We start from the raw sequence: 22,610 nt of genomic DNA, 5'->3' as shown, positions 1-22,610 counted from the left end.
TCCGGGCCGACGCGTCATCACTCCGTCCGCGGGACCGGCGTCACTGCGGCGCGTCGGCCCCGTCGACCTGGTCGTCCCCGTCGACGGGCACGAGCAGCTGTCGGGCGCGCAGGTCGGCGACGAAGTCCTCGACGTCGGCCGCGATGACGTCCTCGGCATGCCCGACCGCGGCGGCCACCCGTGAGAGCCAGCCGGCGGCCGGGGCCGCCGTCGCCTCGGCCCAGATCACCGCGGCGGCGCCCTCGAGGACGAGGAGCGGACCACCGGGGAGCCGGGCGACGTAAACGGTCCCGTTGTCCCCGTCGACGGTGACGCCGGCGTCGGGACCCGGGCGGAAGGCGGCGCTCACCGGTCGTCCGTCGCGGGCGGGACGGGCTCCCCGCGCCTCGCACCCGCGTGGCCCAGGGCCTTGCCCGCCCGCCGGGTGACCTGCTCGCGCAGGCCGCGCACCGGCCGCTCGAAGAACTCCGCGACGACCTCGCGCCGGCTGACCGGCCGTCCCCGCACGATCGTCAGGTGCTCGACGTTGACGAGGACCGACCGGGCGGCGACGGCGAGCTTGGCGCGCGCACCCCGGGCGGCGCGCACGCGCGCCCGCCACTCGTCCATGCGCGTGCCCCCGCGCGACGCCACCCGCCAGAGGTCGTATGCCGGGTCGTGGCGGTGGTCGTCCAACGTCCCGGTGATGACGGAGAACCCGAGCTCGGCGTCGAGGCGCCGAACCCACTCGAGGATCCGCTCGCGGTCGTCGGGACCGGCCGCGGTCCACACCCGCTCGACGTCGTTGGCGGCCTTGGGGTCGGTGCCTCCTCGTGCGGCGTGCAGGAGCAGGAGGGCGGCCTGGGCGGCGCGCGGCGGCACGGCGCAGTCCCTCCCCCCGATCACGGTGGTGGTGCGTGCGGACCACAGCGTGTCGAAGGCCTGCTCGGGCGTGGGGCCGGTGCCGGGATAGATCCGGTGCAGGTCGAGGAGACCGAAGTCCTTGTGCCGCAAGGTTGCCGAGTGCTCGAAGGACGACCCGTAGGCGAACGTGTTGATGAGCTCCCAGTCGTGGCGGCGCAGCTCGTCGAGCAGCATCCTCACCTGCTGGGGCCGCGCGAGCACGTCGGCATCGGAGAAGCCGCGACCGGGCACGAGAGTCGGGTCGAGCGCTGCACCCTTGACGTGGATCAGGTCGGCGCCGCACCGGTCGGCGATCCACTGGAGGCTGGCGTGCGCGAAACCGATGCGGACCTCGAGAGGCACGGACGCGGCCGGTGCGGGGCCCTCCGTCGCCTCCTGGGTTGCCATCTCGCGAACCCCCATAGACTCCGAACTGACTGGTCGATCGCACCCTAACAGCCCTGCAGGAGGCGCACGTGTCGCATCGCGATCGGCTGCGTTGGGCCCTGGCGGCGGTCGTCGGGGCCGCCGCTTTCGCCGTCGTGGCGCTCGTGTCGACGCGCACGGGAGCAGGGGTGTCGGTCGACGCCACGGTGCGGGGGTGGGTCCTCAACGGGCTGCCCGCGGCGCTGCGCCAGGGCCTGGACCACGTGGCCCGTCCCCTCGTCATCGTCGTGCTCGCGCCGGTGGTCGTGGTGCTCGCCCTGCTCGCCCTCGTCCGGCGCAGCTGGCGCCGGGCGGTCGCCGGGCTCGTCGTGCCGGCCGGGTCCACGATCGTCGCCCTGGAGGTCCGGGTGCGGGACGTCTTCGGGACGGGTGGCGACGCCTTCCCCTCCAACCACGCGGCGGCCGGCATCGGCCTGCTCGTGGGCGTCTGGGTCGTCTGGCCGCGTCCCGTGACGCGCCGTGGGCTGGTCGCCCTGACCGTCGCCGCCGTCGTCGTGGCCCTGGGCAACGTCTCGTGGTACGCCCACCAGCCCCGCGACGTCCTGGGCAGCCTCCTGCTCGTGGGCACCGTGACCGCAGCGACCTTCGCGGTCCTCGGTGGGGACGTCGCCAACCTCGCCGACGACCTCGCCGACGACCTCGCCGACGACCTCGACGGCGACCTCGACGGCGACGTCAGCCGGTCCGCGGGTCGGGACGACGGGGCACCGGGCTGAGCCTCAGCCCCCGACGGCGCACCAGACCCGGGCGTGCCCCTCGGCGCTCGCCTCCCAGGTGAAGGCCCGCGACCGCTCCTGTCCGCGTCGGGCCATCGACTCGACGTCGCTCCCCCCGGCCAGCACCTCGATCACCCCCTCGGAGAGGCCCGCCCCGGTCGGCTCGACCAGCAGGCCGCCGTCGCCGACGACCTCGGGCAGCGACGACCGGTCGGAGGCCACGACAGGGACCCCCGCCGCCATGCCCTCGAGGGCCGGCAGCCCGAACCCCTCGACGAGCGAGGGCACGACGACGACGGACGCCGCGGCATACAGCCCCGGAAGCACGTCGTCGTCGACCCGGCCGAGCAGCCGCACGTCGGGCAGCGAGCGGAAGAGCTCGGTGCGCCGTGGGTGCGGCGGGCCGGCGAGGACGAGGAGGGTGCCCGGCCGGGCGGCGCGGACCCGCGGCCACGCCTCGGCGAGCGCCGCGAGGTTCTTACGCTCGGACGCGCCGCCCGCCGTGAGGACGAAGGGCCCGTCGATCCCGAGTGCGGCGAGCGCGTCGGGGGTGAGGGGATCGGCGCCGAAGTAGCGGTCCTCGACGCCGTTCGGGACGACGACGGGGTCCGCGAGGCCCAGCAGGTCGACGGCCTCGGCCGCGGTGTAGGCCGAGACGCAGACGACCGCGGCGGCGCGGCGCAGCTCCGCGGCGGCCGAGGCGACGGGCGCCGACTCGTCGGGGAAGCGCCAGGCCACGACGTCGTGCAGGGTGACGACCTCGCGCGGGGCGGGCGGCAGCTCGAGGTCCATGCGGTGCACGAGGCCACCCCGGGCATACGCCAGACGGCCCGCGGCCGCGCGTCCTCGTGGTGACGCGCCGCGCAGCCAGCCCATCGGCAGGCGCAGCGTGCCCGGCAGCGGCGACCGCAGCGAGCGCGCGACGACGTGGCGCACCGTCCACGGCTCGTCGCCCGGTGCCACGCGCCCGAGTGCTGCCCCGGCCCGGGACACGATGTGCCGCTGGTAGGCCTGTGCGCCCATGGGCACCGCGGTCGCGGTCGTGGCGATCGTGAGCCGGTGCACGCTGGATCCCTGCCTGTCGGGGTGCTGGTCATCGGGGCGGTCGGGTCTGCCATCGCATCGTAGGGTGAGACCGCACGGGAGCCCCGGCAGCGCCACGTGCCCGACGAGAGGAGCCGCCGTGGGACGTCGCGTCGCCCTCGTCACCTCGTCCTTCCACCCGCACCTCGGTGGGGTGGAGTCGCACGTGCGTCACGTGGCCCGCGAGCTGCGGGCCACCGGCACCGAGGTCGAGGTGTGGACCGTGGACCGCGGCGAGCACCTCGGTGTCGGCGAGCTTGACGGCACGGTGGTCCGCTACCTCCCCACTCCCCTGCCGGCCCGCTCGGCCCGCGCGCTGGCGAGCTTCGCCACGAAGGCTCCCCGGGCGTGGCTCGCGTGGAGGTCGGCCGTGCGCGCCTTCCGTCCCGACGTGCTGCACGTCCAGTGCTTCGGCCCGAACGGGGTGTATGCCGTGGCGCTCGCCGGGCGCACCGGCCTCCCTGTCGTGCTCTCGAGCCACGGGGAGACGACGGCCGACGACCACGATGCCTTCGGCACCTCGGCCCTGGTCCGGGCGGGACTGCGCCGCACGATCGCGACCGCGGCTGCGACGACCGGCTGCTCCGAGCAGGTCCTCGACGACCTCCGCGAGCGCTTCGGGCTCGTCGGAGGGGAGGTCGTGCCCAACGGCGTCGGCCCGGTCCCGTCGACGCACCCGTCGGGGGTGCGACCCGACCAGCTCGATCTCGGTGACGGCGCCGTCGTGCTCGGGGTCGGGCGGCTCGAGAGCACCAAGGGCTTCGACCTGCTGGTCGAGGCCGTCGCCGGTCTCGACGAGCAGGTCGAAGCCCTCGACACGACTCTGGTCCTGGCCGGTGACGGCTCGCAGCGCGAGGCCCTGCGGTCGCTCGGGGACAGGCTGGGTCTCGGCGACCGGCTGCGGCTCGTCGGCCCGGTGGACGAGGCGGGCGTGCACGCGTGGATGCGGAGGGCCGACGTCGTCGTCGTGCCCAGCCGCCAGGAGGCGTTCGGCATCGTCGCCCTCGAAGCGTGGAGGGCCGGAACGCCTCTCGTGGCAACGACTCTCGGCGGTCCGGCGTCGTTCGTCACCGACCAGGTCGACGGACTCCTCGTGGACCCGGTCAGCACCGCCGCGCTGACGCACGCGATCGAGTCGGTGCTGCGCGACCCTCACCGTGCTGACGAGCTGGCGGCCGGGGGTCTCGCCAGCGTGCGGGGCTACACGTGGGCGTCGGTCGCCCAGGCGTACGGCGGGCTCTACGACCGCGCGGTGCAGTCGGCCCGCTGACCTTCGGAGCCTCAGCCCGGCGGTCGCCGTCCGCTCGCGGGACGCCAGGGGCCCCGGGGACGCCGGTGGCGCCAGCGCCAGGCGACGGGTTCGGGCACCAGGACGAGGAGCCGGTCGCGCCGACGGGGTAGCAACCGGGCCGCCGCGCGGTAGCCGCTCAGGGCCGCGCTCACGCGACCCTCGCTCACGAGCGACCAGGCCATCTGCCTCACCTCGCCGCGGTAGACGGGGCCGTAGCTCTCGAGGGGACGGGGCGCGACGTCGCCGACCAGGTCCCAGAGGGTGATTCGGGCCCGCACGAGGTCAGCCATCGCGTCGCCCGCAGCGTCGCGGGTGTCCTGCGCCGCGTGGGCACGGTAGAAGAGCAGTCGTTCGTCCATCAGCTGCCACTCGGTGCGCGACGCGACGAGCGTCAGCAGCGCGTGGTCGTCACCGGGGCGCAGGCCGGCGGGGACGGCCGGCAGCGACTGGAGCAGGTCGCGCCGCACGACGCTCGAGCCGATGACGCCACGGTTGCGCTCGAGCATCAGGGCAAGGCTGTCGCCGTCGATGTCGAGGTAGCCGAGGTCGTTGCGGGGCACGGCCGTCGCGGCCGCGGCGACGAGCTCGTCCACCGTCGACCCGACGAGCTCGACCGCCAGCGTGCCGACGTGGGCGACGCCGCTGGCCGGCTCGGTGAAGGTCCAGAACCCCGAGCGCACCGCCCGGCAGCCGGGCCGGGCGGACACCCAGGTCGCGACCCGCTCCTGCTTGGCCGGGTGCCAGAGGTCGTCGTCGTCGAGGAAGGCGACCCAGGTCGCCGTGGCGTGGTCGATGCCGACCTGTCTGGCGTGAGCGGCCCCGCGCGGCTCCTCGACCTCCAGCACCTGCACCTGCGGGCGTGCCCGTGCCAGCAGCCGAGAGGCCTCGGCGTTGCCGTCCATCACCACCAGGACCCGGGCGGGCGGGCAGCTCTGGGCCAGCACGCTGTCGACGGCGGCGAGCAGCAGGTCCGGGTGCCGGCCGTGGCTGGGCACCACGACGTCGTAGTCGAGCGTGCCGGCGCCGACGGCTGTCTCGGCCGTCGCGTCGGGCAGACCATCACGGGCCTCCTGACTCTCGCCGGGGTCGGCCTCGGCGCCGCTCATGCGTCGGGCACCGACACCCAGTGCAGCACCCGGCCCACGACCCGGCCCGCGCGCGACGGGATCGCGCGCCCCACCGCACCGCGGTCCTCCGTGCTGAGTCCCGCCCTCAGGGTCCGCATGAGGACGATGCACACGAGCACACCGGCGAGGCCAGCGCCGACGGCGCGCGGGAGCACCGGACCCGACAGGTGAGTGGCACCGACGTACGCGCCGACGGCGCAGACGGCTCCGATGAAGGCGGGCAGCGCGTCCCTCAGGGCGGTCCGCACCGGCAGGCCGAGCGCTCGCAGTTCGCGGCCACTGAGGATGCCGAGCGTCGTCAGGGCCCCGCCGGCGTTGGCGATGACAGCGCCCCACGCGCCGAGCCCGGGGATGAGCAGGACGGCGAGCCCGATGTCGACGACGAGCGCCACGAGGTTGGCGGCCAGGATGGCCTTGCCCGACAGCCTCGCCGAGACGAAGGCGAAGACCGGGCCGCCGACCGTCGCGAACCCGGCGGAGATCCCTAGCGCGAGCACGACCGGCGACGCGGCGGCGAACTCCTCGCCGTAGAGCACGGGGACGAGCAGCGCGAGCGGGGCGAGCCCGGCCGCGAGGATGAGAGCCACGACGGTGGAACCGGCTCGGGTCACCCGGCGGAAGGCCGGCTCGACGGCAGCCTCGTCGACCTCCCGCAGACCCGAGATGGCCGGGATCAGCGGTCCGACGAGCGCCTGCGCGGGCGCGAAGGCGTGCACGGCCAGGCCGAAGGCGAGCGCATAGATCCCCAGCTCCGCGGGCTCGGCCAGCCAGTTCATGACGAAGACCTCGCTGCGCGAGGAGACGAGCCCGCTGACGACGCCGGCGAGGCCCATCGGCACGGCGAAGGCCCAGAACCCAGGCGGCAGCCCGCGCGGCAGGATCGGCCGCAGGACGGCGACCCGATAGGCGGGAGCGACCCGGAACAGGCAGAGCCCGACGGCCAGCCCAACGACGACGAGACGGGTCGCCCACACCGCGTCGGGCGTCCGCACGACCAGGGCGACCACGAGCACGGCGGCCTGCGTCGCGATCGTCGTGACGAGCGCGATCTTGGCGCCGTCAGCCGTCTTGTTCTCGATGCCGAGGCACGCTGCGCCGCCGTCGAGCGCGGCCGGGAGCACGACCCCGAAGACGATCGCCACCGCCATCGCCTGCGGCGGCACGTCGGCGACGAGGAGGACGACCGTCGCGACCACCGGCATGACGACGAGGAGTCGGAACCCCTGCCACTGGGACAGCAGGCGCGCGACGTCAGCGGTACGGCCGGCGGCGTGCGCCTTGGCGCCGAACTGGATCACGGCGGTCGCGACACCGCTCGTCAGCAAGGCGCCGACGAACTCCATCAACGCCATCAGCAGCGCGAGCCTGCCGTAGTCGGAGGCGCCGAGCACCCGGGCCACGACGAGGTTGACGGCGAACGCCACCGGGATGCCGACGAACGTGTTGACGACGGTCCACGCGGCGCCGCGGACCGCACGCTGCTGGAGGTGGCCGGCGCTCAGCGCCTCGGGCCCGTCGGGCACCGCCTCGTCGGGCACCGCCTCGTCAGGCCCTGGGTCGTCAGGCCTTCGGCCCTCGGGCGCGGTGTCATCACGCGACGTGTGATCACGAGCGGTGTGGTCGGGCTCCCCCGGTGCGGTCGAGGACACCTCAGGCGTGGCGCCGGTCGTCGAGCCGCGTGCGGATCGCCGCTGTGGTGCCGGCGGCGAGGCCACCGAGGGTCGCCGACGCGTGCAGTGCCTTGCCGCCGACCGAACGCACCCGCTGGCGAGGCGTGCGCTCGCCGTCGACGACCGCCCGGGCGCCCTCGACGACGCTGCCGCCGACACCGCGCAGGGCCGTGCCGTAGTAGCGGCGCAGGATCGGAGCCCCCAGGCCGTAGGTGTGCGAGAGCAGCACGACGTGGTTGCGGTGGCCGTAGAAGGTGTAGCGCACGTCGAAGCGACGCCCCCGGGTGTAGGGCGCCGCGACGTGCTCGACGAGGGCGGTCGGGGTGTAGACCACTCGGTGGCCGGCCCGCCCGAGGCGCAGCATGATGTCGCTCTCCTCGCGCAGGCAGGTACCCGGGAAGAGGTCGACGATGCCGCCGATCTGCTCGAGGGCCGAGCGGCGTACGGACATGTTGGCGCCGAGCACGTGGTCGACGTCGAGGTCCCGGCCGGTGTCGGCCGCGAAGTTGCCGGTCAGGGTCCCGTCGGGCAGCAGACGACCGACGGCGTCGAGGCCTTCGTGCTCCTCGCCGGGTCGTCCGTTGCTGGCGCGGCCGCCGACGGCCCCGACGGCCGGGTCGGCGTAGCGGGCGACGATGTTCTCGAGCCAGTCGGGCTCGGCGTAGGCGTCGTCGTCGATGAAGGCGATGATCTCGGACCGCGTCTCGGCCACGCCGATGGCCCGCGACGTCGCGAGGGTGCCCGGGCCTGCGTCGTTGCGGATGTAGCGCACGCCCGGGAAGTCGGCCACGACGTCGGCGGTCAGGCGGTGGGGCGAGGAGTCGACTACGACGACCTCGTCGGGGGTGAGCGTCTGGCGGCTCAGGTGCTCGAGGCAGGTCCGCACGTTGTCGGGGCGGTTGAACGTCGCGACGACCACGTCGACGGAGGGCGAGGAGGCCGGCATGTGCGGAAGTATGTCAGCAAACCTCCGCGGATCGACCCGGTTCACGAGGGTCCGCGGATAGCCTCGGGGCGTGCCGCCAGCCCCCGCTCGTCGCCCTCGCCCCGTGCGCGTGGCCGTCCTCGACCACACGGCAGAGCTCGGGGGCGCGGAGCTGGCGCTCGTGCGGTCGCTCGAGGCGCTGGACCCGGCGGTCGTCGAGCCGGTCGTCGTCCTCTTCTCGTCCGGGCCGCTGGAGGAGCGCCTGCGCGCCGCGGGACACCGGGTGGTGGTCGTACCCCTCGACGCCGGCGTGCGTGACGTGGGCCGGGCCGCGGGGCCGGCCGACGTGGCGCGCTCGGCGGTCGCGGGCTCAGGCTTCCTCATGAGTCTCGTGCGCACCCTGCGTCGTCTGGACGTCGACGTCGTCCACGCCACCTCGCTCAAGGCCGACCTCCTCGGCGCGCCGGCTGCGCGGCTGCTCGGGCTCCCGCTCGTCTGGCACGTCCACGACCGGATCGCCGAGGACTACCTGCCGGCGCGGACCGTCCGGGCGTTCCGGGCCCTGGCTCGTCGCGTGCCGTCTGCGGTGGTCGCCAACTCGGCGGCCACGGCGGCCACCCTGCCGGGCGCGCGAGGCCTGACGGTGGCCCACCCCGGCCTCTCCCCCGATCAGGTCGCCGCGTCCCCGCGACGCCACCAGCCCGAGGGCCCGCCTGTCGTCGGGATGGTCGGGCGCCTCAGCCCGACGAAGGGTCAGCTCGTCCTGGTTCGAGCGGCCCGACGCATCGTTGACGCCCGTCCCGGCACCCGCTTCAGGCTCGTGGGGGCGGCTGCCTTCGGCGCGGAGGACTACGAAAAGCAGGTGCGTCGTGAGATCGACCGCCTGGGGCTGGCAGACGTCGTCGAGCTCACGGGCTTCGTCGCGGACCCCCGAGCCGAGCTCGACGCCTTGTCGGTCTGCGTGCACGCCTCGACCGTGCCCGAGCCCTTCGGGCAGGTCGTGACGGAGGCGATGGCCTGGGGCGTCCCGGTCGTGGCGACCCGTGGCGGCGGGGTCGACGAGATCGTGCGCACGCAGCCTCCGGGGGCGGACACCGGCCTGCTCGTCGCGCCCGACGACGACGAGGCCCTGGCCACCGCCGTCCTCGAGGCGCTCGACCGCCCGGGCGAGGCGCTCGACCGGGCGGCACGCGCCCACGCCGACGTCGCGAGCCGCTTCCGCGCCAACCACGGAGCGGCGACCCTGACCCGGGTGTGGCTGGAGTCCGCCGGTGCCCGCCCCTCCCCCGCGCCGTCCCAGAGCGACCGTCCGCGCGTCGCCATCGCGCACGACTACCTGACCCAGCGCGGTGGCGCCGAGCGCGTCGTCCTCGCGCTGCACCGTGCCTTCCCCGACGCGACGATCCACACGACCCTCTACGACCCCGACGGCACCTACCCGGAGTTCCGCGACGCGAGCGTCGTCGTCTCGCCCATCAACAAGATCGCACCCCTGCGCCGTGAGCACCGCGCTGCGTTGCCGCTGCTGCCGTATGCCGTGTCGCGCCTTCGCGTCGACGCCGACGTCGTCGTGGTGTCGAGCTCCGGCTGGGCCCACGGCGTGCCGGCGACCGGGCGCAAGCTCGTCTACTGCCACGCACCCGCCCGGTGGCTCTACCAGGCCGACGCCTACCTCGGCGAAGAGGCAGGGAGCTCGGTCAAGGCGCGTGCGCTGTCGGTCCTGAGCGGGTGGCTGCGCCGCTGGGACCGCCGGGCGGCCTCGTCCGCGGACCGCTACCTCGCGAACTCCACCGTGGTCCGCGAGCGCATCGCGACGGCATACGGCATCGACGCGGAGGTGCTCGCCCCGCCCTACGGCATCGACCCGGCCGACCCGCAGGAGCCGGTCGCGGCCCTCGCGGACTGGGCGGATGCCGGCTACCTGCTCGTCGTGTCGCGGCTGCTGCCCTACAAGAACGTCGACGTCGCGGTCGAGGCCGTGCGCGGTCTGCCTGAGCGCCTCGTCGTGGTCGGCGCCGGGCCGCTCGAGGCGCGGCTGCGCGCGGAGGCGCCCGACAACGTGCGGATCGTCACGGGCCTGACCGATGCCGAGCTGCGCTGGACCTACGCCCACGCACGTACGCTCCTCGCACCGAGCCTCGAGGACTTCGGCCTCACCCCGCTCGAGGCGGCGGCCTTCGGGGTGCCGACCCTGGCCCTCCACGCAGGCGGCTACCTCGACACGATCGACGAGAGCGTCAACGGCGTCTTCTTCGAGGAGCCGACCACCGAGGCGGTGCGCGCGGCCGTCGTCGCGGCACGCGACCGGGCGTGGGACGCGTCAGCGATCCGAGCCCACGCCGACCAGTTCTCTGAGGCCCGCTTCCACGAGCGCATCCGGTCCGAGGTCGAGCGCCTGCTCGCCCCCTAGCCGATGGCGTGGACGACGACGAACCAGCCCACGACCGGGGCGCCGACCGCGAGGGCGATCGCGAGCACCCGCAGCGCCGCGGCGTGGCTGTAGACCTTGGCGACGACGGCCGCGACGAGGCCGACCACCAGGATCGCGAGCGAGACGTTGGCGAAGAGCGCGCTCAGCTCGACGATCTCGGGCGACTTCGTGACGTTGGCGATGGTCGCCGCCTTGCCCACCGGTCCCCATGGGGCCGGGAGCGGCACCTGGGCGATGAGGAGCGCGGCGACCGCGAGCAGGTCGGTGCGCAGGTGGGAGCGGCGCAGCGCCGACGCCTGACGCCGGCTGCGCAGCGACGACTGCACGGCGGGCACCGGCTGGCTCAGCGCACGCGGCAACGTGAGCAGCAGACCGCCGAGACCGGCGAGACCGGCGAGGAACGCGGCATACAGCTTGGGACGACCGTCGGAGGCGAAGTCGAAGACGGTCACGAGCGGCACCGTGGCGTGCATGAGCAGCCACACCAGCACCACGAAGCCGACGGCACCACCTGCCACGAGGGGGACGTCGGCGTTCATTCGTCGCGTTCGTCCTCCGGGCATGCGGGACAGTGTAAGCAGCCGTGCGATGTGCTCCCGACACCTACACTGGCGCCGTGGACAGCACCCGTGAGCGCGACGCCGACCTGTTCGAGCGTGACGAGACCGACGGCCCCGACGGGGCCGACGGCGGCTCCGGGGGCTCCGGCGACGACTGGGACGGCGGCGCCGCAGCCGACGGTGGTTCCGGGCGTCGGGAGAAGAAGCGCAACCGCAAGGTGCTCGTCGCCGCGCTCGTGCTGCTGCTCGTGCCCGTGCTGGCCGTGGGCGGCTACCTCGCCTGGCTCAACCACATCGTCACGAACAACGTGAAGCAGGAGCTGCTGCTGCCCGACAGCGGGACGGACAGCCAGCCCACCGACAAGAACGGCAACGTCGTCGCGCAGCCGACCGGCAGCGGCACCAACTACCTCATCATCGGCAACGACGCCGGACCCGACCGGGTCGGTGCCCGCTCGGACGTCATGGTGCTCGTGCACGTCCCCGAGGACCACTCGCAGGTCACCCTCATCCACTTCCCCCGCGACCTCTACGTCTCCATCCCGGGCAAGGGCAAGAACAAGCTCAACGCGGCGTATGCGTTCGGCGGGGCTCCGCTGCTCGTCAAGACGATGCAGAACATGCTCGGCATCCGCATCGACCACGTCGCCATGCAGGGCTTCGAGGGCTTCAAGGCCATGACCGACGCCGTCGGTGGCGTCGACGTCGACGTCGAGGAGCCGAGCAAGGACAACGGCTACGACTTCACCGTCGGCACCATGCACATGACGGGCGACATGGCGCTCGCCTTCGTGCGCGAGCGCAAGCAGCTGAGCGAGGGCGACATCTCCCGTGGCCGGCGTCAGCTCGCCTTCATCAAGGCCCTCATGCTCAAGACGCTCAACAAGGACGTCCTGCTCAACCCGGTCCGGCTCAGCGAGTTCGCCGACGCGGCGACGAAGAACCTCACGGTCGACCAGAAGCTCGACGTCGGCACGATGCGCTCCGAGGCCTTCGCCCTGCGTGACCTGCGCGGCGGCGACATCCGCTTCATCACGGCGCCGTTCACGGGATTCGGCACGAGCCCGCAGGGCGCGTCGATCGACATCGTCGACGAGGTCAAGATGGCCGACCTCGGCGAGGCGATCCGCAACGACGAGCTGGCCTCGTACAAGTAGACGAAGCCCGCCGGCGGCGGCTCATCTCGGTGGTTCCCACCCCCGTGAGCCCTCGAGAGGGGCGAGCACGTCGGCAATAGCAGCCCCAGCAGGGGAGTTGTCGACCTTGGGCGCCAACCTCGCTTTGCGCCTCAGGAAGGGGCGCTCGATGTAGGTGTAGGACACGGCAGCGAGCGCGATGCTGAGCGCCGCTCCCACAAGTCCCTTCATGCCCACGGGTAGGCCCAGATCCACCTGGTGCATCATCAGGCTGATGACCGGAAAGTGGATCAGGTAGATGCCGTAGGCCCGGCGCCCGGTCCACCTCAGCGGCTTCCAGGAGAGACAGGTGCTCGCGAGGCTGCGCGGTGCGCAGACCAGTGCGCAGACCACGAGCGCGGAAAGCAGCCCAGGGACGCTCTTGACGCCTGAAAGCCACGCGGAGTCCAGTTTCAGCGGGGCGAAGGCAAGAACGGTGAGAACGACGAGGGCGACAGGTCCCGCCACGCGGATCGGCCGAGCCAAGGCTGCGCGGACGCGATCATTGTCGAGCGCCACGGCCAGGACGCACCCGAGAACGATGGGCGCGGCACGCAGGTACGAGGCGCGCACTCCGTCGAGATCACCGGGCCAGGGCGTCAGCAGGAATCCGAGGGCGAGTGCCGCAGCCACGACGGAGGCCATGCGGCGGCTGCGTCGACGCGAAAGCCATGCTGCGACGAGAACCGGCCACACGAGGTAGAAGTGCTCCTCGATGGAGAGCGTCCACGTGTGCTCCAGTAGCGGCGCCGGATGACCACTGTAGATCCACCAGTTCGAGAGGTACAGAAGTGAAGCCGCGGCCCCCGGCACGACAGCACCGACCCGGCCAGTCACGACGCTCAGGCCCACCACCGCCAACACCACCGTCACCAACGCCGGCACCAATCGAAGTGCCCGCCGCAGGTAGAAGGCCGAGAGAGTGATGCAGCCGGTCAACCGGTGCTCCCGAAGCAGGAGGCTCGTGATCAGGAAGCCACTCAAGGCGAAGAAGACATCGACTCCCACGAAGCCGTTGGCGCCCCACCCGGTCGCGGTGTGGAAGAGAACGACGGAGAGAACCGCGATTCCACGGAGTCCGTCCAGCCCCGGCCAATGAGGCACCGCCTCACCGCGACTTCGCGCGGCACCCCCTGTACCCCCGCGCTCGTCCATGTCATGCATGCTTCCACGACGTCAGGTCGCCCCGGGCGAGAAAGGTCTGGTTGCCCGCGACGATCCAGCCCGCGCGGTCGGTGACCGACAGGCCGACGTCGCCGCGCGGCACGTTCGGCACGGCCACGCACGCGATGACGTCCGCCGTGCGGCCCTTGGCGACCTCGACGAGCTGGACGCCCTTGCACGCACTGACGATGCGGACGGCATACGTCTTGAGGCTGTTGTCGGCGATGAGGTTGCTCAGCGCCACCGCGCCGGGGGCGTCGCCGGAGTCGGTCCACGTCGACCCGCCGTCGCCGGTCAGGACGACGGAGCCGTCGGCGCACAGCGCCTGGGCCTGCGACGCGGAGGTGCGGGACAGGTCGAGCACGGCGCCGTCACCGCACGGCGTGGCGGCGCTCTCCTTGGGCGTGAGCACCTGGGTCGGCTCGTCGAGGCGCCGTGCCCAGCCTCCGACGACAGCCGTGGGCGCCTGCCAGGTCCGGCCCGCGTCGCGGGACGCATACTGCTTGAGGGTGCAGTCGACGCCGGCCCCGATGGTGAAGGCGCGGGTCGAGTCGAGCGGCTGCACGCGCGTGACGGCTCGAGTGGGCGAGCGCACCTTGGTCCAGCTCTGCCCGCCGTCCGTCGTCAGCTCGAGGGTGGCACCGCCGCGGTCGCAGGTGCCGGTCGTGGCGCGCCAGGCGGTCGCGGCGTCGAGGGCGGAGACGAGCCGGGAGACCGGGACGGCCTTGCCGCCGCCCGACGTCGCACCCGTGCCGCCGCTCCCACCCGTCGGGCGCGTGGTCGACGTGGCGCGTGGCGTCGCGGTCACGGGAGTGCTCGTGACGAGGTCCGCGGTCCGCGTCGTCGACGTCACGGGCACGTCCTCCGACGGGCGCCCGGCACGCAGCGCGAGGGCGACGAGCCCGACGTCGACCGCGAGGAACGCCACGAGACCTGCCGTCGCGACTCGACTCTTCATTGCTGCAACTCCCCCTCGAACGACTGCTCGGCCCTTCCCCCGGGGGACATGCTAGGGGGCGAATCCGCCTGTCACGCGACGGAGTCCGCGTTCGGATCAGCTGCGCGGTGGTGTCAGCGCGGCGACGACGAGGGGCAGCTGCGACTCGATTTCGGTCGACATCAGGTCATATGCCGCGGAGCTGCGCCCGTATGGGTCTGGTATGTCTGATTCGTCCGCGGAGCGGGCCGGATGGAGACCGCGACGACCTCGCGCCACCTCGCCGACGACTGCGGCCCACGGGGTGTCCGGACCGGCCTGAGCCGCCTCCGGCGAGCCGGCCAGGTCGGCGTCGCGGACGAGGTCGGCGAGCTCGCCGAGGGTGAAGGTCTTGCGCAGTGCCCGGGGGTGCAGGGCCACGGCGTCGCCGCGGTGCTTCTGCGTCGCGGTGATGACGAGGTCGGCTTCATCGAGCATCGCGGGCACGAGCTGCCGCGACGCGAAGCCGGTCGTGTCGGCCCCGACGGCACCGAGCGCCGCCACCGAGCCGGGCTCGATGTCGGCTCCGACGAGGGCGCGCGTGCCGGCACTCTCGACGACGACGTCCTGCCCGCAGAGCAGCTGCCGCAGCCGCCGCTCGAGGTAGGGCGAGCGGCAGACGTTGCCGGTGCAGATGACGAGGATGCGCCCGATGCGCCTCAACGGCGCTCCCCCGCCAGCGAGCGGGTGTGGGCGAGGCAGGACTCGAGCGTCGGGAGCACCCCGGATGCCTCGGCCTCATCCAGCGTCGGCGCGGCGGCGTCCTTGGGCGACAGGATGGGCTCGAAGCCCTCGGGCAGCTTCAGCGCGATCCGCGGGTCGAGCGGCGTGATGCCGCGCTCGCCGGTGGGGTTGAAGACCTCGGAGCAGAGGTAGACCGCGGTCCCGTCCTCGATGCAGGCGAGCGCGTGGCCCAGCCCCTCGGAGAGGTAGACGGCGCGCCGGTCGACGGTGTCGAGCACGACCGAGTCCCACTCCCCGAAGGTCGGCGAGCCGACGCGGAGGTCGACGACGTAGTCGACGAAGACGCCGCTCGTGGCCGTGACGTACTTCGCCTGCGAGGGCGGCACGTCGGCGAAGTGGATGCCGCGCAGCGCGCCGGCGGACGACACGGAGATGTTGGTCTGGCGCACCTGCATCTCGTGGCCGATGGCCTCGGCGAGGTGGTCGACGCGGAAGCCCTCGGCGAAGACGCCGCGGTCGTCGGGGAACTGGCGCGGCGTGATCTCGAAGGCGCCGGCGATGCGCAGCGGTCGGATGTCCATCAGATGCCCTCCCGGGCCTCGGTGAGCAGGGCGTGCAGGTAGAGGCCGTAGCCGCTCTTGGCCTGGGCGTCGGCGTGCACCGTGAGCTCGTCGGCGGAGATCCAGCCGTTGCGCCAGGCGACCTCCTCGACGCAGCCGATCTTCTGCCCCTGCCGCGCCTCGACGACGTGGACGTACTGGCTGGCCTCCATGAGGCCGGTGAACGTGCCGGTGTCGAACCACGCCGTGCCGCGCGGCAGCGGGGTCACCGTGAGGGTGCCGCGGCGGAGGTACTCGTCGTTGACCGCCGTGATCTCGAGCTCGCCGCGCTCGCTGGGCACGAGGTTGCGGGCGATCTCGACGACGTCGTTGTCGTAGAAGTAGAGGCCGGGCACGGCATAGCTCGACTTGGGCTGCTTCGGCTTCTCCTCGATGGACAGGACGGTGCCGTCCTGGTCGAACTCGACGACGCCGTATGCCGTGGGGTCGGCCACGCGGTAGGCGAAGACGTGCCCGCCGCGGACGTGGGTGTTGTCGCGCAGGCGCGTGCCGAGGCCCGGGCCGAAGAAGATGTTGTCGCCGAGGACGAGGGCGACCTCGTCGTCGCCGATGAAGTCGGCACCCAGCACGAACGCCTGGGCGAGTCCGTCGGGACTCGGCTGCACGGCATACGTGATCGACATGCCCCACTGCGCGCCGTCACCGAGGAGGCGCTGGAACTGGTCGGAGTCGGCCGGGGTCGTGATGACGAGGACCTCGCGGATGCCCGCCATCATCAGCGTCGACAGGGGGTAGTAGACCATCGGCTTGTCGTAGACGGGCATGAGCTGCTTGCTGATGCCACGCGTGATGGGGTGCAGCCGCGTGCCCGAGCCGCCGGCGAGGATGATGCCCTTCATGGTCGCCCAGCCTAGGGGGCGATCGTCCGGTGCGCGTCATGCGCACCGGTCAGGCCGTGTCGCTCCAGCTCTTGAGGTTGCTGCCCGACCGCCACGTCGCGTCGGCGACGGCGAGCCAGCCGGCGTCGTCGACGACGCTGAGCGACACGCGGCCCTCGGCACCCTCGAGGAGGGTCGTGACGCAGGCGACGCGGTTGGTCTTGTCGTCGCCGACCTTGGCGATCTCGACGCCGGCGCAGCCGTCGACCGTGCGGGCGACGTAGACGGTCGGCGTGCCCTTCTCCTCGCGCGCGGCGACGGCGAGGGCGCCCGGGACGGTGGCGAGCGAGCTCCACTTGGAGCCGCCGTCGATGGAGCGCATGAGCCGGCCGTCGGCGCAGGCCGCGACAGCCTTGGACGCGCTGACTCGGGCGAGGTCGATGACCGTGGTGCCACCGCACGGGCGGGCGTCAGTGCGCTTCGGGGTGATGACGAGCGTGGGCTTGTCGCCACCGGGCACGCGCGACCAGCCGCCCTCGATGTCGCGGGGGCCGCGCCAGGTCCTGCCGTCGTCGTCGGTGGCGTACTCCCCCGCCGAGCAGTCCTTGGGGGCGCCGATGACGAAGCCGCGGTCGGAGCCGACCGGCTGGATGCGTCCGAGAGCTGCCGACGCGCTGTCGCGCTTGGTCCACGTGCGGCCGCCGTCGTCGGTGACCTCGATGGTCGAGCCGGCGTCGCGGCAGGTGCCCAGCGCGGCGCGCCACGCGCGCTTGCCGTCGACGGCCGCGATGGCCTGCGTGACGGGGACGGCCTCGGCGGTCTTCGTCGCTGCCGTCGTCGTGGTGGCCGTCGAGGTGGCCGCGGGCACCGGGGTGGGTGTCGAGGCGGACGCCGCGGCGGGGTCGGGGCGGAACGCGAGCGCCACGAGGAGGGCGTCCACGACGAGCAGGGCGAGCAGGCCCACCAGCGCCCACCGACCCACGGACCTGTCCGACATCCAGCTCATCACGACCGCCACTCTACGGACCCGCTGGGCAGAAACAGCGCATCCCGGGCGCCGCAGACTAGGATGCGCGGGAGTGATGTGTCGGATTTGTTCCGGCCAGGAGTCGTGTGACCAGGGCGCGGCCGACGAGAAGAGACGACGACTGTGGAACTGCAGGACTACCTGAACGTCATCCGGAAGCGGTGGATGATCATCGCCGCGGTGACGCTCGTGACCCTCGGCCTCGCCGCCGCCTACACCGCCCTGTCACCGCGGACGTATGCCGCGTCGACGCAGTTCTACATCTCGACGTCCGGTGACGACAGCACCTCGTCCCTGCAGCAGGGCAACACGTTCAGCCAGTCCAAGGTCAAGACGTATGCGCAGCTGCTCCAGACGGGGAAGGTGCTCAAGCCTGTCATCGAGAAGTCCGGTGCCAAGACCACGGCGGCCAAGCTGGGGTCCCAGATCACGTCCTCGATCCCGCTGGAGACCAGCCTCATCGACGTCACCGTCACCGGCAGCTCGCCGGACGCGGCACTGCGCGTCGTCCGAGCCCTGGAGGACGTCTTCCCGGACGTCATTGCCGGCTACGAGAGCCGGCCGGGCAAGGAGAGCCCCGTCCAGGTGAAGGTGTCGGAGGACGCAGAGGCTCAGACTGCGCCGGTCAGCCCGAAGCCGACGCGCAACCTCGCGCTCGGGCTCGTGCTCGGCCTGCTCCTCGGCTTCGGCGCGGCGCTGCTGCGTGACGTGCTCGACAAGTCGGTCAAGTCCCAGCGTGACCTCGAGACGGTCACCGACCGCACCATCCTCGGTGGCATCGCCTACGACACCGACGCGTCGGCCCACCCGCTCATCGTCCAGGTCGACCCCCGGTCGCAGCGCGCAGAAGCCTTCCGATCGCTGCGCACCAACCTGCAGTTCATCGACGTCGCCAACCCACCGAAGTCGATCGTCGTCACCTCCTCGCTCCCGGGCGAGGGCAAGTCGACGACGACCGCCAACCTCGCCCTGAGCCTCGCGGAGACCGGGCTCAAGGTCGTCGTCATCGAGGGCGACCTGCGCCGACCTCGCCTGCTCGACTACCTCGGCTTCGAGGGCTCTGTCGGCCTCACCGACGTGCTCGTCGGCCGGGTCGAGGTCGACGACGTGCTCCAGCCCTTCGGTCGCACCGGGCTGCGCCTGCTCGGAGCCGGCCCCATCCCGCCCAACCCGAGCGAGCTGCTCGGCTCGGCCAACATGGAGCAGCTCATCGAGGACCTCACGGAGCGCTTCGACTACGTCCTCATCGACGCTCCGCCCCTGCTGCCCGTCACCGACGCGGCGGTGCTCAGCACCATCGTGGACGGGGCGCTCGTGGTCGTCGGAGCGGGCGTGGCCCAGCGCGAGCACGTGCGCCGGGCGCTGGAGTCCCTCGAAGCCGTCAACGGCTCGGTGCTCGGCCTGATCCTCAACCGCGTCAAGGCCAAGGAGCTGGGCGCGGGTTACGGCACGTACGAGTACGACTACCGCCCCGAGAGCGAGCGCCAGCGCGCCAAGGGTCGGTCCGTGCCCCAGCAGCGGCGCCCGGTCGCGCCGGTCGACGAGGACCTGGGTCCGGTCACCCCGCGCCCGTCAGCGACCTCGGCCCGCCCCGGCGACGTCGCCGCGGCACCCGGCTACGCCGGCGGGCCCGCGCGTGGGTCGGCGACCGAGCAGCCGTACGTCGGCCAGCCCGGCTTCCCGGCGGACGACTCGATCTTCCACTGACACCTCGCGGTATCAGTTCAGAGTCGAGGAAGGCCCCGTGACCGTCGGTCACGGGGCCTTCCTCGACTCTGCTGACAAGATGCAGGGTCTGACCCTCGGGCCCGTCTCAGATCCGCGTGGCACGGGACGAGCCGGCGACGGTCCCCATGGCAGCGACGATGACGGCGAGGAAGTCCTCGATGCGGTCGAAGGCCTCGGTGTGCGTCCGCGTCGACTGGCCGTACGGGTCGATGACGTCGACGTCAAAGGCGTCACGCGGGGCCACCGTGCCACGCGCTGCGGCTGCCTCCGCGACCACCTGCGGCAGCCACGGACGGGTCGGTGAGATCGGTCGCCAGGTGGCCGACGACCGACACAGGTCGGCGAAGTCGCCGAGGGCGAAGATCCGGCGCATCGCGGCAGGGCGCAGCCGGGCAACCTCGCCTCGGTGCGTGCGAGTCATCGTCAGCACCAGCTCGGCGCCGTCCAGCAGCTGCGGCGTCACGGCACGCGCGGCGAAGTCCGTCACGTCCGCACCGAGCCGTCTGAGCTGCTCGCTGGTCTGTCTCTCGATGTCCGAGTGGACCACGGCGCCGGTGCCGGCGCTCGCGATCGGGACGCCCGTGTCGGGCAGCAGCTGCCGCAGGCGCCTCTCTGCGTATGGCGACCGGCAGATGTTGCCGGTGCAGACGAAAAGGATGCCGCGGTTCTGAGGGGTGTCCCCGAGCATCATGCCCCCGATTTCTTTTGGCGTGACTGCTTGAGACTTGATCCTAGGTGTCACTCGAGTGGCAGGAGTGCGCGAAAGGCACTATTGGCGGCTTTGTCTCAGATCACGTCCAGCCAGCGAACAGGCGGCCGGGCACGACGGCGCGGGGCTCACCAGATGGAGCTCGACCGCCGACCCATCCCCCGGTAGTCCCAGCCGGCGTCCGACCACGCGCGCGGATCCAGGACGTTGCGGCCGTCGATGATGCGCGGCGTGGAGACGAGCGACTTGGCGTGGGCGGGGTCCAGCTCGACGTAGTCCTTCCACGCCGTGAGCAGCATGACGAGGTCCGCGCCCGCCAGTGCCTCGTCGGCCGAGTCGACGATCTGCAGGTCGGGCCGGGCCAGGCGCACCGCGTCGGCGCCCGCCGGGTCGGTGGCCACGACATTGGCGCCCCGACCCCAGAGCCGGCCGGCGATGTCGAGGGCGGGACTGTCGCGCACGTCGTCGCTGTCTGGCTTGAAGGTCAGGCCGAGGACGGCAACCTTGACCCCGACCAGGCGCCCGCCCGCCATCTGGGCGGCGAGCTCGACGGCGTGGTCGCGCCGGCGCATGTTGATCGAGTCGACCTCACGCAGGAACGTCAGGGACTGGTCGACCCCGAGCTCGCCGGCGCGGGCCATGAACGCGCGGATGTCCTTGGGCAGGCACCCTCCCCCGAAGCCGATGCCGGCCTGGAGGAACTTCGAGCCGATGCGGTCGTCGTGGCCGATGGCCTCGGCCAGGCGCGAGACGTCGGCGCCGGACGCGTCGCAGAGCTCGGCCATCGAGTTGATGAACGAGATCTTCGTGGCGAGGAACGAGTTGGCGGCCACCTTGACGAGCTCGGCGGTCGGGTAGTTGACGAGCAGGCGCGGGATCCCGGCCTCGATGATCGGGGCGTAGACCTCGTCGACAACGGCTCGCCCGACCTCACCCTGCTCGCGGTCGTCCGGCAGGCCGTAGACGACACGGTCCGGTCGCTGGGTGTCCTGGACGGCATACCCCTCCCGGAGGAACTCCGGGTTCCACACGACGACGGCGTCCACGCCGGCCTCGGCGAGGCGCTCGGCGATGGCGCCGGCGGTGCCGACGGGCACCGTCGACTTGCCGACGACGACGATCGGGCCGTCGGGGTGCGGGGTCGCGTTGGCGATGATGTCGTCGACGGCCGACCAGACGTAGGACATGTCGGCCGCATAGCTGCCGCCGCGCTGAGGCGTGCCGACGGCGATGAAGTGGACACGGGCGCCGGCCAGGGCGGTCTTGTCGGTCGTGAAGCGCAGGGACCCGCTGTCGACGCCCTGGCGCAGCAGGGGCTCGAGGCCGGGCTCGTGGAAGGACGGGATGCCCGCGGCGAGCTTGTCGACCTTGGCCGGGTCGACGTCGAGGCCGACGACGTCGTGACCGAAGTCGGCCATGCACGCGGCGTGCACCGCTCCGAGGTATCCGCATCCGATGACCGAGATCTTCACGCGGGGAGCATATCGACCGGAGGCGAACGGTCAGTGGCCGCGACGACGGCCGGGTTCGTTATCCTCGGGCCCATGCGAGTACTGGTCACCGGCGGCGCCGGCTTCATCGGGTCGAACTTCGTCCTCCGTGCGCGGGAGACGCGCCCCGACTGGACGCTGACGGTCATCGACTCGATGACGTATGCCGCCAATCGCCACTCGCTGGCTCCCGTCCTCTCCGAGCTGGGCGGGGACGGTTCGGTCCGTCTCGTCGAGGGCTCGGTTGCGGACGCGCCGCTCGTCGACGGTCTCGTCGCGGACCACGACGTCGTCGTGCACTTCGCCGCCGAGTCCCACAACGACAACAGCCTCGACAGCCCGTGGCCGTTCGTCGAGAGCAACGTCGTCGGCACCTTCACGCTGCTCGAGGCGATCCGCAAGCACGGCAAGCGTCTGCACCACATCTCGACCGACGAGGTGTACGGCGACCTCGAGCTCGACGACCCCGAGCGCTTCACCGAGCGCACGCCGGTCAACCCGTCGTCGCCCTACTCGGCCACCAAGGCCGGCGCGGACCTGCTCGTGCGCGCCTGGATCCGCTCGTTCGGCATCGACGCGACGGTGTCGAACTGCTCGAACAACTACGGGCCCCGCCAGCACGTCGAGAAGTTCATCCCGCGCCAGATCACGAACATCCTCGACGGCGTGAAGCCGAAGGTCTACGGCTCCGGACTCAACGTCCGCGACTGGATCCACGTCGACGACCACAACGACGCCGTCATCGCCATCCTTGAGCAGGGCCGCCTCGGCGAGACCTACCTCATCGGCGCCGACGGCGAGCGCAACAACCTGGAGATCGTGCGCATGCTCCTCGAGATCATGGGCAAGCCCGCCGACTGGTTCGACCACGTGGACGACCGCCCCGGCCACGACCTGCGCTACGCCATCGACACCTCGAAGCTGCGCGCGGAGACCGACTGGAGGCCCCGCTACGGCGACGTGCGCGCCGGCCTCGAGGCGACGGTCGAGTGGTATGCCGCCAACCGCGACTGGTGGGAGGCCGCCAAGGTCGAGTCCGAGCGCACCTACGCCCGGCTCGGCCGGTGACCTCCTCCCCCGGTCGCGC

At 72.5% G+C, this 22,610-nt stretch carries 21 protein-coding genes; 6 read left to right on the top strand and 15 right to left on the bottom strand.

The features are described from left to right. Positions 1 to 40: 40 nt before the first annotated feature. Positions 41 to 349 (bottom strand): hypothetical protein, encoded by a 309-nt coding sequence (locus tag U5C87_RS10975; protein WP_330476601.1) that lies wholly within the window; start codon positions 347 to 349, stop codon positions 41 to 43. Next, positions 346 to 1,290, bottom strand: coding sequence for a nucleotidyltransferase family protein (locus tag U5C87_RS10970; protein WP_330476600.1), 945 nt, complete (start codon positions 1,288 to 1,290; stop codon positions 346 to 348). Before U5C87_RS10970 ends, U5C87_RS10975 begins: the two co-directional genes overlap by 4 nt. 68 nt (positions 1,291 to 1,358) lie before the next feature. Here U5C87_RS10970 and U5C87_RS10965 point away from each other — a divergent pair, with 68 nt between their 5' ends. Then, positions 1,359 to 2,045, top strand: coding sequence for a phosphatase PAP2 family protein (locus U5C87_RS10965; protein ID WP_330476599.1), 687 nt, complete (start codon positions 1,359 to 1,361; stop codon positions 2,043 to 2,045). Positions 2,046 to 2,048: 3 nt separating this feature from the next. Here the strand turns inward: U5C87_RS10965 and U5C87_RS10960 are convergent, their stop codons facing one another. Next, positions 2,049 to 3,110 (bottom strand): glycosyltransferase family 4 protein, encoded by a 1,062-nt coding sequence (locus U5C87_RS10960; RefSeq protein WP_330476598.1) that lies wholly within the window; start codon positions 3,108 to 3,110, stop codon positions 2,049 to 2,051. Positions 3,111 to 3,228: 118 nt separating this feature from the next. Between U5C87_RS10960 and U5C87_RS10955 the strand changes: the two genes are divergently transcribed. Next, entirely contained in the window at positions 3,229 to 4,398 is a 1,170-nt protein-coding gene (locus U5C87_RS10955) for a glycosyltransferase family 4 protein (RefSeq protein WP_330476597.1), read from the top strand. Positions 4,399 to 4,409: 11 nt separating this feature from the next. Here the strand turns inward: U5C87_RS10955 and U5C87_RS10950 are convergent, their stop codons facing one another. From U5C87_RS10950 to U5C87_RS10940, 3 genes are all read right to left on the bottom strand, one after another. Continuing rightward, on the bottom strand, positions 4,410 to 5,525 hold the full coding sequence (locus tag U5C87_RS10950; protein WP_330476596.1) for a glycosyltransferase family 2 protein: 1,116 nt from the start codon (positions 5,523 to 5,525) through the stop codon (positions 4,410 to 4,412). Then, positions 5,522 to 7,084, bottom strand: a complete 1,563-nt coding sequence (locus U5C87_RS10945) for a lipopolysaccharide biosynthesis protein (protein ID WP_330476595.1) — start codon at positions 7,082 to 7,084, stop codon at positions 5,522 to 5,524. Before U5C87_RS10945 ends, U5C87_RS10950 begins: the two co-directional genes overlap by 4 nt. Positions 7,085 to 7,196: 112 nt before the next feature. After that, positions 7,197 to 8,162, bottom strand: coding sequence for a glycosyltransferase (locus U5C87_RS10940; protein ID WP_330476594.1), 966 nt, complete (start codon positions 8,160 to 8,162; stop codon positions 7,197 to 7,199). A gap of 70 nt (positions 8,163 to 8,232) precedes the next feature. On the opposite strand from U5C87_RS10940, the gene U5C87_RS10935 reads away from it, so the two are divergent. Next, complete coding sequence (locus tag U5C87_RS10935) at positions 8,233 to 10,551, top strand: glycosyltransferase (protein WP_330476593.1); 2,319 nt, start codon at positions 8,233 to 8,235, stop codon at positions 10,549 to 10,551. On the opposite strand, the gene U5C87_RS10930 is transcribed toward U5C87_RS10935, so the two are convergent. Beyond that, positions 10,548 to 11,135 carry a hypothetical protein gene (locus tag U5C87_RS10930; protein ID WP_330476592.1) on the bottom strand — a complete coding sequence of 196 codons (588 nt, stop codon included), beginning with the start codon at positions 11,133 to 11,135 and terminating at the stop codon, positions 10,548 to 10,550. The genes U5C87_RS10935 and U5C87_RS10930 overlap by 4 nt on opposite strands. Before the next feature lie 53 nt (positions 11,136 to 11,188). Between U5C87_RS10930 and U5C87_RS10925 the strand changes: the two genes are divergently transcribed. Further along, the gene (locus U5C87_RS10925) at positions 11,189 to 12,289 is read left to right on the top strand and encodes an LCP family protein (protein WP_030203356.1); all 1,101 of its coding nucleotides are present in this window, start codon (positions 11,189 to 11,191) and stop codon (positions 12,287 to 12,289) included. Positions 12,290 to 12,310: 21 nt separating this feature from the next. Here U5C87_RS10925 and U5C87_RS10920 read toward each other — a convergent pair whose 3' ends face one another. The 6 genes from U5C87_RS10920 to U5C87_RS10895 form a co-directional block, all read right to left on the bottom strand. After that, entirely contained in the window at positions 12,311 to 13,462 is a 1,152-nt protein-coding gene (locus tag U5C87_RS10920; protein WP_330476591.1) for an acyltransferase family protein, read from the bottom strand. Between the two features lies 1 nt (position 13,463). Then, a complete protein-coding gene (locus U5C87_RS10915) occupies positions 13,464 to 14,429 on the bottom strand; it encodes a hypothetical protein (protein ID WP_330476590.1) in 966 nt (321 codons plus the stop codon). Between the two features lie 96 nt (positions 14,430 to 14,525). Continuing rightward, positions 14,526 to 15,110, bottom strand: coding sequence for an arsenate reductase/protein-tyrosine-phosphatase family protein (locus U5C87_RS10910; RefSeq protein WP_330476589.1), 585 nt, complete (start codon positions 15,108 to 15,110; stop codon positions 14,526 to 14,528). Beyond that, the gene (locus U5C87_RS10905; protein ID WP_330476588.1) at positions 15,107 to 15,712 is read right to left on the bottom strand and encodes a dTDP-4-dehydrorhamnose 3,5-epimerase family protein; all 606 of its coding nucleotides are present in this window, start codon (positions 15,710 to 15,712) and stop codon (positions 15,107 to 15,109) included. Before U5C87_RS10905 ends, U5C87_RS10910 begins: the two co-directional genes overlap by 4 nt. Then, a complete protein-coding gene (gene rfbA / locus U5C87_RS10900) occupies positions 15,712 to 16,590 on the bottom strand; it encodes a glucose-1-phosphate thymidylyltransferase RfbA (RefSeq protein WP_330476587.1) in 879 nt (292 codons plus the stop codon). Before rfbA ends, U5C87_RS10905 begins: the two co-directional genes overlap by 1 nt. Positions 16,591 to 16,639: 49 nt before the next feature. Further along, positions 16,640 to 17,575 carry a hypothetical protein gene (locus U5C87_RS10895; RefSeq protein ID WP_330476586.1) on the bottom strand — a complete coding sequence of 312 codons (936 nt, stop codon included), beginning with the start codon at positions 17,573 to 17,575 and terminating at the stop codon, positions 16,640 to 16,642. Positions 17,576 to 17,719: 144 nt separating this feature from the next. On the opposite strand from U5C87_RS10895, the gene U5C87_RS10890 reads away from it, so the two are divergent. After that, on the top strand, positions 17,720 to 19,303 hold the full coding sequence (locus U5C87_RS10890) for a polysaccharide biosynthesis tyrosine autokinase (protein WP_330476585.1): 1,584 nt from the start codon (positions 17,720 to 17,722) through the stop codon (positions 19,301 to 19,303). A gap of 106 nt (positions 19,304 to 19,409) precedes the next feature. Here U5C87_RS10890 and U5C87_RS10885 read toward each other — a convergent pair whose 3' ends face one another. Continuing rightward, positions 19,410 to 20,015 (bottom strand): arsenate reductase/protein-tyrosine-phosphatase family protein, encoded by a 606-nt coding sequence (locus tag U5C87_RS10885; RefSeq protein WP_330476584.1) that lies wholly within the window; start codon positions 20,013 to 20,015, stop codon positions 19,410 to 19,412. Between the two features lie 146 nt (positions 20,016 to 20,161). Then, entirely contained in the window at positions 20,162 to 21,505 is a 1,344-nt protein-coding gene (locus tag U5C87_RS10880) for a UDP-glucose dehydrogenase family protein (protein WP_330476583.1), read from the bottom strand. Positions 21,506 to 21,577: 72 nt separating this feature from the next. On the opposite strand from U5C87_RS10880, the gene rfbB reads away from it, so the two are divergent. Further along, positions 21,578 to 22,591, top strand: coding sequence for a dTDP-glucose 4,6-dehydratase (gene rfbB / locus U5C87_RS10875; protein ID WP_330476582.1), 1,014 nt, complete (start codon positions 21,578 to 21,580; stop codon positions 22,589 to 22,591). The last annotated feature ends 19 nt before the right edge of the window (positions 22,592 to 22,610 follow it).

Source organism: Terrabacter sp. C0L_2, from assembly GCF_036352015.1.
GTDB lineage: Bacteria > Actinomycetota > Actinomycetes > Actinomycetales > Dermatophilaceae > Terrabacter > Terrabacter tumescens.
The sequence above is the reverse complement of the archived record's forward strand: the minus strand, read 5'-3'. Positions and strand labels throughout refer to the sequence as shown.